5 protein-coding genes are annotated in these 3787 nt (G+C 68.1%); 3 read left to right on the top strand and 2 right to left on the bottom strand.

Annotated elements, in window-relative coordinates; translation table 11 throughout:
* Both U9980_RS07100 and U9980_RS07095 read left to right on the top strand, forming a co-directional pair.
* A partial coding sequence (locus tag U9980_RS07100) for an NAD(P)/FAD-dependent oxidoreductase (RefSeq protein ID WP_322767201.1) occupies window positions 1-698 on the top strand: 698 nt, incomplete at its 5' end.
* Window positions 699-1109: 411 nt separating this feature from the next.
* Entirely contained in the window at window positions 1110-1931 is an 822-nt protein-coding gene (locus tag U9980_RS07095; protein ID WP_322767200.1) for an alpha/beta hydrolase, read from the top strand.
* A gap of 46 nt (window positions 1932-1977) precedes the next feature.
* Here the strand turns inward: U9980_RS07095 and U9980_RS07090 are convergent, their stop codons facing one another.
* Both U9980_RS07090 and U9980_RS07085 read right to left on the bottom strand, forming a co-directional pair.
* Window positions 1978-2160, bottom strand: a complete 183-nt coding sequence (locus U9980_RS07090; RefSeq protein ID WP_322767199.1) for a hypothetical protein — start codon at window positions 2158-2160, stop codon at window positions 1978-1980.
* Window positions 2161-2251: 91 nt separating this feature from the next.
* Window positions 2252-3316, bottom strand: coding sequence for an integrase core domain-containing protein (locus U9980_RS07085; RefSeq protein ID WP_322767198.1), 1065 nt, complete (start codon window positions 3314-3316; stop codon window positions 2252-2254).
* 64 nt (window positions 3317-3380) lie between these two features.
* Here U9980_RS07085 and U9980_RS07080 point away from each other — a divergent pair.
* Window positions 3381-3787 (top strand): serine hydrolase domain-containing protein (locus U9980_RS07080; protein ID WP_322767202.1); only part of this gene is annotated, 407 nt, incomplete at its 3' end.

The following is a 3787-nucleotide window of genomic DNA, read 5'->3' as shown; positions in this document are numbered from 1 at the left end:
CCACCGGGGTCGAGCTGGCCGGCGAGGTGGCCGAGGTGCTGCCCGAGGTGGCCAGCGGCCACGGCCTGGCGCCTGACCGGCCCGCCGTGCTGCTTGTCGAGGCAGGCCCCACCATCCTGGCTGGCTCCTCACCGCAGCTGATCGACAAGACCACCAGAATTCTTTCTGACCTGGGCGTGCAGGTCCGCACCAACGCGGCGATCGCCGCAGCGACCGAGGAGGGCTTCCGACTCAAGGACGGCCAGCTGGTGGAGGGCGGCGTGTTCGTCTGGGCAGGTGGGGTGAAAGCACCCGAGCTTGTTGTCGATTCGGGTTTGCCTACCGGCCACAACGGCCGCGTCAAGGTCGACCAGTACCTGCGCGTGCTGGACCATCCGGAGATCTACGTCGCCGGCGACCTGGCCTCGGTGACCGATCCGCGCACGGGGCATGTGCTGCCGCCGCTGGCGCAGGTGGCGCTGGAGGAGGGCGAGACGGTGGCCCGCAACCTGGACGCGGAGCTGGAGGGCGGGCCGCGGGAGGCGTTCACCTTCCATGACAAGGGGTTCGTCGTCTCGGTCGGGACCCGCCGCGGGGTCGCCGACATCGCCGGTACCACCACCGGCGGGCGGCTGGCTCACCTGCTCAAGGACGCCATCGAGTGGGAGTACCGCCAGTCCGTCAGGCACCTGCGCGGCTGGGACCCGATAGCGCGGTGACCACTACCCCTGCTGCTGCGAGCGACCAAGGAGCAGACGCCGCTCGCTGGCGCCTGATCAAGAGGCCGCAGTCAGGATGGCCGACCACAACGGCTGCGCGTTGAAGCTGGCCAGCCCGAGGATCGCATGGCCGCGCTCGCCGACACTCGATATGCCCTAGCCCTCAACCTCGGGAATCCCTTGATTTCTGCTCGTTGGCGCCCGCCGCTGACGAGCTGCAGCCAGTGCCTCCGTATCGGCCGTCAGCTCCGGAGCCGAAGCTGGCCGTACCCTCCGCCGGGAGCTTCGCAACGTCCTGACCCACAGCAAGAACGTAGGCCTGCCAAACCAAGGGTAACCAGGCCTACGGCCTCGCGAAGCGGGGCACGTCTCAAACTTTAACCAGCTCATCGGGGAGAGGAGATCGGGGCAATGAGTACAATCAGGACAAATGACGGCACCGAGATCTATTACAAGGACTGGGGCGCTGGCCCGGTCGTCACGTTCTCGCACGGCTGGCCGCTGAACGCCGACGCGTGGGACGGGCAGATGCAGTTCCTGACGCAGAACGGCTTCCGGGTGGTGGCACACGACCGGCGCGGCCACGGCCGATCCAGCCAGGCCGGGTCAGGGAACGACATGGACGGCTACGCTGACGATCTCGCGGCCGTGATCGAGGTTCTCGACCTGCGCGACGCCACGCTGGTAGGCCATTCCACCGGCGGCGGCGAGGTGACGCGGTATATCGGACGGCACGGAACCGGACGCGTCTCGCGGGCCGTCCTGATCTCCGCGGTACCACCGCTCCTGCTCAAGACCGACGCGAACCCGGAAGGCCTGCCGATCGAGGTCTTCGACGGCCTGCGCGCGGCCCTGTTCCAGGACCGCGCGCAGTTCTACCAGGATCTTGCCCTGCAGTTCTACGGCGCGAACCGGCCTGGGGCCAAGGTCTCCAAGGGCGTGCTGGACCAGTTCTGGCTCTGGAGCATGCAGGCCGGGCTTAGAAACGCCTACGAGAGCATCAAGGCGTTCTCTGAGACCGACTTCACCAGCGACCTCGAGAATTTTGACGTCCCGACCCTGGTCATGCACGGAGAAGACGACCAGATCGTTCCTGTCAAGGACTCGGCCAGGAAATCGGCCCGACTCATCAAGGGCGCGAAGGAAATCTACTACCCAGGCGCGCCGCACGGCCTTACCGCCACGCTCCAGGACCAGGTCAACGCTGACCTGCTCGCCTTCCTGCGTGGCTAGCTTTGCTTGCCCGGCATGGGGTTCACGGTCAGAGCACGTTGTGCGATCAAGCGGCGGCCAGCCCGTCGGCCACGAAAACGTCGAGCGCGCGGTTCAGGTGGCGCCACGCGGTGGCCAGCGGACTGCGTTGGGACAGCGCGGGAGGCAGTCGGGGGTCGAGCATGCGAGGCCGGGGGTGAACCCGCTCGAAGGTCTTGCCGAAACGTAGCCCGGGGGGCGTGCTGGCCATCGACGGTGGACGGCCGGGTCACCTCGGTGAAGGCGGCCTGTAGCGTGCCAGAACTCGATTCGGGGCTGTGGCCTGGGGTTTCGCGCCTCGGTCAGGCGGCGCGGTGGTACTCGTTGATCACGCCTCCGAGGATCTTGCGGCGGCGGATTGGGCCTGCGAGTGGCGTGACGGTGGCCGGGTCGTGGTTCGGTGGTCGCTGGTCTCGTCCCTGGTGGGGGCGGTGGTCGTTGAAGTGGCGGGCGTATGCGTCGAGCACAGCGGTGGCGTGGCGGTCGCCGTAGAGCAGGATCTTGTCCGTGCACTCCTGGCGGACAGAGCGGATGAACCGTTCCGCGTAGCAGTTCGCCTGCGGCGTCCGCGGCGGCGTGCGCACGACCTGGATGCCTTCGGACGCGAAGACGTCGTCGAACGCTTGCGTGTATTTCGTGTCGCGGTCGCGGATCAGATACCCGCACGTAGCCAGCTGTCCGTCCAGGTCCATGGCCAGGTGGCGTGCTTGATGGGTGACCCAGGCGCCGGTCGGGTGGGCGGTGACTCCGAGGATGTGGACGCGACGCGTCTGGATCTCGATCACGAACAGCACGTACAGCCTGCGCAGGGCGATCGTGTCGAGGTGGAAGAAGTCGGTGGCGAGCAGGCCGCTGGCCTGGGCGTGTAGGAAGGTGCGCCAGGTGGTGTCGGCATGGCGGCGTGGCGCCGGGCCGAGACCCGCACGGCCGAGGATCCGCCGTACGGTGCCTGCACCGATCTGATGGCCCAGGCCGAGGAGTTCGCCTTGGATGCGGCGGTGGCCCCAGGTCGGGTTGTCCCGGGCGAGGCGGATCACCAACGTCCGCAGCTCCTCATCCACCGGCGGGCGACCGGTCCGGTGTGGATAGCTCCACCGTCGGCTGGCCAGGCGGCGGTGCCAGGCCAGCAGCGTCGCCGGGGTGACCAGCCGATGCGACCGGACCTCGCGGGGCAGGAGCCGGGCCAGCGCGGCCAGGATCGCGCGGTCTGGCCAGGTGAACCGGGGCTGTCTGACCTGGCGGCGTAGCACCGCGACCTCGTGGCGCAACACGAGTAGCTCCGTCGTCGTCGCCGCGTCGCTGCGAGCCAGCAGGACGAGCCAGCCGAACACCCGGATCATGACCAGATACATCAGCCGCACCACCATAGACCACGATCATCCACCATCACGGCCGACGGCGAAACCGTAGGTAAACGACCCAAAACGACTTCTGGCACGGTACACGCTCAACCCCGCTCGGCTCGATGGGTTCCTGCGGCGTATCCGACTCGAGGTCGAGCACGGCCCGCTGCCGTCGGCGCAGGTCGCCGTCGCGCACGAGGGCGAGCTCGTCGCCTTCGTGACCTACGGCGACGTCACCCCCGAGTCGCGCTACATCCTTCAGTCGGTCGGGCGCTCGGTCGTCGCCGGCACGGTGTGGAAGCTGCTCGACGACGGGCTGCTCGACCTCGACGAGCACGTGGCCGACATCATCCCGGAGTTCGGCGCCAACGGGAAGGACGCGGTGACGGTGCGCCACGTCCTCACCCACACCGCCGGCGTGCTGGCCTGCGACTTCCTCACCGTGGACACCGTCACGTTCAGCCGGCTGTACGTCCTGTTCTTCATCAGCCTCGA

The organism is Protofrankia sp. Cr1 (assembly GCF_963555865.1).
Lineage (GTDB): Bacteria > Actinomycetota > Actinomycetes > Frankiales > Frankiaceae > Protofrankia.
Note: the sequence above shows the minus strand (reverse complement) of the source record. Positions and strands in the feature narration are given on the sequence as shown.